Genomic DNA, 4,721 nt, shown 5'->3' with positions numbered 1-4,721 from the left:
GCTGATGGGGCTGGACAGCGAAACCCTGCCCGACGATCTGGCCCGGCGCATGGCCATCCTATCCGAGGGCTGCCTGTCTCCGGAGCTGGACGAGCAGGCGGTAGTGAAGCTTTTTCTGGTGCTGCCCGTATTTGGTTACACATTGTCGGAGACCATTTTGAATCTGACCGGAGAGGGCGCAGAACTGGGGGAGTAGAAGCCCTCTGGCGGGATCAGGGCATACGGGCGGCCTTAAATCTCGGCCACGCCAGGGGGAAGATGCTGTTTGAATTAAGGCCGGATGTCTTTCCGCAGGGGTTTTTGACGGGGATGGAAACGGCGCTGTGGGGGAGGTTTTACGAGGAGCTGAACGCTGGCTGAGGGCCACCTGCTGGCTGCCACCAAAGGCTTTAAAGGACTTTCGGGGTGAAAGCCGGGCCGCGCTTCGGGAGCCTCAGCGACCGGCCTTTGTTTACCGCCAAAGACAGCCTTCATTAAGGTCGTTAAGGACTTTAAGGACTTTAAGGCTATGGCCCGATGGCCACGGAGGAGCCGGGCCGGAATCCGGCCCGGAGGCAGCCGCTGCCGAGTAAGGGGAGCGGCTGCCCTTTCTTTTGCTTGACAATCCAATGTCTGGACGTACAATATACTGTACAGGAGGAACCCGATATGGAAGCTATCACCTATACCGCTGCAAGACAAAATCTTGCCAAAACAATGGATAAGGTCTGTGAAGACCGCTCGCCCATTATTGTGACACGAAAATCATCCAATGCCGTTGTGATCATGTCCCTTGAGGATTATGAAGCCCTTGAAGAAACAGCCTATCTTTTACGCTCACCGAAAAATGCAAGGCGTCTTCTGGAATCCATGGCCCAGCTTGAAAATGGGAAAGGGCTTGAAAAGGAGCTTAGGGATTGAAGCTCATTTTTTCTGCCCATGCGTGGGACGATTACCTTTTCTGGCAAAAAACCGACAAACAGACCCTGCGCCGGATTAATACCCTGATCAAAGAAACAATGCGTACCCCCTTTGAGGGTATCGGAAAACCGGAACCGTTAAAACATGCCCTCTCAGGCTACTGGTCCCGAAGAATCAGCGATGAGCACCGCTTTGTCTATAAGGTCTCTGAGGATGCCATTGAAATAGCACAGCTGCGGTACCACTACTGATTTTTTGAATAAAAGGGGCTGGCCCCTTTTGCTTTGCTTTTGCTCTATACAGTGTAATGTGGCAGCCCCTGCCACAACCTCAGCGGGTTCAGTTCGTATCCTTGGCTAAAGAACTGGAGGGAGAGATACCGTTAAAAAGGCTCTCCGCACTATGGGATGGCTTCACTTCCATGCTCTTGCACTTCGGACAGGGCATGGACGGCCTCTCCTCTCCCCTGAAGACAACCCGCTTAAAGACATGACCACATTTCGGGCAATCGTATTCAATTGTTGGCATAGATCCTTTCAGTCCGTTTTTTGGTTATGAGCTAAAAGGGGTCTGCACCCTTTTACTCTTAATCTTTGAATGTTACGTCTATAGCACCGGCTGTTGTTAAAAGATTCATCATAAATTTGCGTTGATATCCATTTAGAACAGGGTTGAGTTCATTGATTCCACCTACAACTATAGTAGGTCTTATCATCGGATGTTTTGAAGACATCTCAGATATACAATGCATCAAGAAAGACATCAGACAATCATATTTATCATTTTGAGTTTCAACATTTCCAACACTGAACAGGTCAACTTTTGTTGCTTCGGATGATTTAAAGGGTTCCTCCCCAACTGATATCACTCGTGGCTTTTTTTCCTTGGAAACATAGATATATGTATTAAATGTTTTCTTTTTTCCATTTTTTCTAAAGGTAAAAGAATCTATTGTAATATCTAATTCAATTTTTGGAGAAAAATATTTAATAAACAACTTATCGATACTGAAATTTTTCATAATTGACGGTCTCTCATCTCCGCTGAAGACAATCTGCTTAAAAGCATGACCCCTTTTACCTATTTATTGAGGCAATTCTTCATATTTTGGGACTAATTCTAAGTTATCATCCCAAATCGCTTTTTCTTTTAAATAAATATGACCAGATGGCTTAATATCTATATCTGAATCCAGACTGCCTGCAGGTACAACCAATAACTTCCCATTCATTTGGATGTTTGGCAAAGCAGAACTACAATTTGGACAAAATGCTTTAATATGTCCTGAATTTTTGTAATTAAATACTTTTATTTTATTTTCTCCTTTTAGCCATCTTAATTTTGCTTTTGAAGAAAATAAATTTGCTGCGTGTACTGAACCTGTATCTTTTCTGCAAGATTTGCAGTGGCATAAGAAGAAGTTCTCAAATTCTCCATCAATTTCATATTGAATATTACCACATAAACAAGAACCTAAATATTTCATGTAACCTCACAATCCAATAATTAAAACTGATACAATTAAATTTAATAACTTTAAGTATAGATTTGAAATAAAAGGAAATAAAAGGAGTCTGACCCCTTTTATTAACGCCAATGGTAAGCCGCCGGTTTGTAGCGGCAGCGAAAAACCGGTCGGCTTAACCTACTGGTTATATGGCATACCTGTGTCATTGCCGACACCTCGTTAACTCAAAAAACTTCTCGCTGGGATACTCAATTATCTCAATTATATTATCTGCTGAGACATGCTCAGTACTATATCCCTCGTGCTCTATCGGTATTCTCAGTCGATGGCCTTGTTCTGACAACAATGTTCTTGCCAATGGTCCGTCAGGAAACTTGGTAGCAACCATTGATGAAATTGGCACACTTGCTTTGATAATGCACGGAATCCCAACACTACGGATCGCAGGCCCAGTAATAGGATGACCCTCATGCAAATTATAGAGCGCCTCACCGCCCCAGGACCTGAACAAGCGTCCAATTCCCGACTCCCCGGCGATGAATGGCTCAAAAAAACAAAACCACAACATACCTTCTCGGTTATCCTCGCTGGCTTGGTTCCTATCCTTAAGATGGCTTGATATTTCAGGGCTGATTAAGCCACCTTCCAGTAATCGGTCTATTCTTGCACTCAGTGAAGTTGCATTTTGTGGTGCCATTCCGTTGAGACGAATGTTTTCGATCTCTTCCCGAGTTAATTTTGTACAATGATACCCAACTAATGAATGCGCTCTTAAAACACTGTGGAAATCTGAAACCAAGGCGTCATATCTAGAGGCGTTGGTAGTTGCACAGCAAGTGCACTCCCAGCCACAAAACTCACTACAGTTGACCCTGAGGAATTCTGACACCTCAGTTGGCCAAGTGCTCTTATCGGAAATGATGATTGAAATAGATCATTCCTCCATACGTCGGTGCATGCGGGCCATATAACAAAATATTATACAGTTCTGTATAACATGCAGACTGAGGCGTTATACTGCCCACAAACCCCACTGCACCTTCAAAAAACGATCCTTTTCCATACCCCACCCTTTTTCTTCTGACAAGCCCGGCATACATTTCCCATAACTTTTCCCCATCCGCATCAACATCTTGACATTCCATTCCGGTCTGGGTACAGTTTTCATGCTGCGGCAAAAAACCACAGCCGGGATTAGCACCCCGAAAAAGACTGGTGTGTAGCGCCACCATAAAAAGAAATGCAGGCGCATTTTTTGCGCCCTCGCACACCCTTATGGCGGAGCTATGTGGGCCTCTTCGGAGGGCCGGTTACCAGTTTCCGGTAGTGCTAACCCGCATAGTTCCGCCGCCCCTGTTTAGCACCAGAGCGGCGGATTCTCCCATCTTTTTAAACTGGAGGACTGCCATGGAAGACCAATTTCCCACCCTTGAATTCACATTTCAAAATCAAACAGTCAGAACCCTATCAGAAAATGACGAGACTTGGTTTGTTGCCAGAGATGTTTTTACCGCTCTCGAAATAGCGTGGAGAGGGGAAGGATCTCTTAGCAATATTCCGGAAGGATGGAGGCAGGTACGGAAACTCCGAACCAGCCATACAAACCAGTTCGGAAGCAACTGCGAACAGGACAGGGACATTATTTTCATCAACGAACCCGCCCTCTATAAACTCGCCTTCCGATCCAACAAACCCGCTGCCGAAGATTTCACCAACTGGGTGGCCAGTGAAGTTCTCCCCGCCATCCGCCGAACGGGCCGCTATGGCGCTTCCGCCCCGGCCACCCTCCCCCATGGCCATGACGACCAGATCCTTCTGGCACGGCACCTTGTCCGGGAAGTGAATGGTATGCTGGCAAGCTTACGCACCCTGAGCCAGCTTCATCAGAATATGGTGGTATCCGTCAACAACGTACTACGAACGGTCTCTGTGCTGAACCCGGAAGTTCATCATGAGGCCTTTGTTCAGTCTCTCCGGAATCAGGGCGGCGGCAAGTAAGCCTTTTCTGATTTCATGAATAAAGCCCCTGCATCGGTTCCGGTGCGGGGGCTTTTTGTTTGTGGCTGCCCCCCCCGTCAAGCGAAATCATGGCCCGTTTAAGCAAAAAGAACATGCATCTGCGCTCAACTAAGGTGCAAATAGCCAATGCTGCCCCCTGTGGCCCTATACTGCGAAGGGGCTGTCCTTAGTAAGGGCCTTAAGGTCTTTAGGATCTTTAAGGAAAGCAGCCTTTTGTGGCAAGCAGGGCCGCGCTTCGGGAGCCTCAGCGATCGGGCTTTGTTTACTGCAAAGGGCTGCCCTCCTTAAGGTCCTTAAGGAGGGCAGTCTTTTGTGGCACTATAAAAAGGGGTCT

At 46.7% G+C, this 4,721-nt stretch carries 7 protein-coding genes; 4 read left to right on the top strand and 3 right to left on the bottom strand.

Going from position 1 to position 4,721, the window contains the following annotated elements; genetic code table 11:
- The 3 genes from OOT00_RS15765 to OOT00_RS15755 form a co-directional block, all read left to right on the top strand.
- A partial coding sequence (locus OOT00_RS15765) for a hypothetical protein (RefSeq protein ID WP_265426382.1) occupies positions 1 to 196 on the top strand: 196 nt, incomplete at its 5' end.
- A gap of 452 nt (positions 197 to 648) precedes the next feature.
- A complete protein-coding gene (gene yefM, locus OOT00_RS15760; protein ID WP_265426381.1) occupies positions 649 to 900 on the top strand; it encodes a YoeB-YefM toxin-antitoxin system antitoxin YefM in 252 nt (83 codons plus the stop codon).
- Positions 897 to 1,151 carry a Txe/YoeB family addiction module toxin gene (locus tag OOT00_RS15755; RefSeq protein WP_265426380.1) on the top strand — a complete coding sequence of 85 codons (255 nt, stop codon included), beginning with the start codon at positions 897 to 899 and terminating at the stop codon, positions 1,149 to 1,151. Before yefM ends, OOT00_RS15755 begins: the two co-directional genes overlap by 4 nt.
- Before the next feature lie 88 nt (positions 1,152 to 1,239).
- Here the strand turns inward: OOT00_RS15755 and OOT00_RS15750 are convergent, their stop codons facing one another.
- From OOT00_RS15750 to OOT00_RS15740, 3 genes are all read right to left on the bottom strand, one after another.
- Positions 1,240 to 1,428, bottom strand: a complete 189-nt coding sequence (locus OOT00_RS15750) for an FmdB family zinc ribbon protein (RefSeq protein WP_265426379.1) — start codon at positions 1,426 to 1,428, stop codon at positions 1,240 to 1,242.
- A 58-nt stretch (positions 1,429 to 1,486) separates the two neighbouring features.
- A complete protein-coding gene (locus OOT00_RS15745) occupies positions 1,487 to 1,921 on the bottom strand; it encodes a hypothetical protein (RefSeq protein WP_265426378.1) in 435 nt (144 codons plus the stop codon).
- Between the two features lie 63 nt (positions 1,922 to 1,984).
- Positions 1,985 to 2,386, bottom strand: coding sequence for a GFA family protein (locus OOT00_RS15740; RefSeq protein ID WP_265426377.1), 402 nt, complete (start codon positions 2,384 to 2,386; stop codon positions 1,985 to 1,987).
- Positions 2,387 to 3,775: 1,389 nt separating this feature from the next.
- On the opposite strand from OOT00_RS15740, the gene OOT00_RS15735 reads away from it, so the two are divergent.
- Positions 3,776 to 4,366 (top strand): BRO-N domain-containing protein, encoded by a 591-nt coding sequence (locus OOT00_RS15735; RefSeq protein ID WP_265426376.1) that lies wholly within the window; start codon positions 3,776 to 3,778, stop codon positions 4,364 to 4,366.
- Positions 4,367 to 4,721 lie beyond the last annotated feature (355 nt).

The sequence above is a fragment of the Desulfobotulus pelophilus genome, from assembly GCF_026155325.1.
Lineage (GTDB): Bacteria > Desulfobacterota > Desulfobacteria > Desulfobacterales > ASO4-4 > Desulfobotulus > Desulfobotulus pelophilus.
This window is presented reverse-complemented; position numbering and strand designations above follow the sequence as displayed.

Coding starts and splice junctions, on each gene's coding strand:
- yefM (WP_265426381.1), top strand. CDS start 649: ATGGAAGCTATCACCTATACCGCTGCAAGACAAAATCTTGCCAAAACA.
- OOT00_RS15750 (WP_265426379.1), bottom strand. CDS start 1,428: ATGCCAACAATTGAATACGATTGCCCGAAATGTGGTCATGTCTTTAAG.
- OOT00_RS15745 (WP_265426378.1), bottom strand. CDS start 1,921: ATGAAAAATTTCAGTATCGATAAGTTGTTTATTAAATATTTTTCTCCA.
- OOT00_RS15740 (WP_265426377.1), bottom strand. CDS start 2,386: ATGAAATATTTAGGTTCTTGTTTATGTGGTAATATTCAATATGAAATT.
- OOT00_RS15735 (WP_265426376.1), top strand. CDS start 3,776: ATGGAAGACCAATTTCCCACCCTTGAATTCACATTTCAAAATCAAACA.